Genomic DNA, 976 nt, shown 5'->3' on the forward strand with positions numbered 1-976 from the left:
GTGTCCAGCTGTTCCCACCGTCGCGCCTTCCTTCCGTTGTCCAGCATCCAAGGGGAGCAGTCGCGCCCCGCCACCGCAGCCGAGGTCGCGCCCGCCGAGCGGAGTTTTCCCCAGCCTCGGAGCCGTGCCCACCTTTCCACAGGTCCGGCCCGAAGGCGGGTACGCGTCGGTCCCCGCTGGCAGGCTTAGCCCTGTCAGTTCTTTCTATTCTACTCACGGAGGACAGTTGCATGACCGACACCATCCAGACCCCCACCGACACCGCCACCGAGGCCGAGGAGTTCCTGCACATCGACCCCGCCGACATCATCGTCGGCACCAACGTCCGCACCGACCTGCGCGCCGACCACAAGGAGTTCCGCAAGTCGATCAAGGAGCGCGGCGTGCTGGAGGCCGTGACGGTCTACCGCAACGAAGACGGGCAGTACGTCCTGCTGCGCGGCCAGCGGCGCACCGTCACCGCCGCCGAGGTCGGCACCCCCACCGGCCTGATCCCGGCCCGCGTCGTCCCCCAGCCCGCCGACGCCGACAGGATCGGTGACCAGATGGTCGAGAACATCCACCGCGCCGGGATGCGCGAGGCCGAGATCGTCGCGGGCGTGGAGCAGCTGGCCCTGCTCGGCGTGAGCGCCGCCCAGATCGCCAAGCGGACCAGCATCGCCCGGCCGACCGTCAACGCTGCCCTCGCGGTCACCAAGGCCGACCAGAGCCGCAACCGGCTGGACGCCGGTGACCTGACGCTGGAAGAGGCCGCGATCTTCGCCGAGTTCGAGCACGACCCCGACGCCGCCGAGCGCCTGGAGAACGCCAAGCGCTGGCGACGCTCGCTCACTCACGAGGCCCAGCGACTCCGCGACGAGGCTGCCGAGCGGGAGGCCGACGCCGCCGAGGTCGAGCGGCTGCGGGACGAGGGCCTGCCGGTGCTGAGCGCCGAGGATGTCGCGGAGGCCGACGAGGTGCTGCGCATCGAGCGGCT

Annotated in this window: 1 protein-coding gene; it reads left to right on the forward strand. The window is 70.9% G+C overall.

Annotation, left to right across the window (positions count from 1 at the left end; genetic code table 11):
- Nucleotides 1-230: 230 nt before the first annotated feature.
- Nucleotides 231-976 (forward strand): ParB/RepB/Spo0J family partition protein (locus ACOADB_RS05780; protein WP_378596990.1); only part of this gene is annotated, 746 nt, incomplete at its 3' end.

Source organism: Nocardioides sp. CPCC 206348 (assembly GCF_048654705.1).
Taxonomy (GTDB): domain Bacteria; phylum Actinomycetota; class Actinomycetes; order Propionibacteriales; family Nocardioidaceae; genus Nocardioides.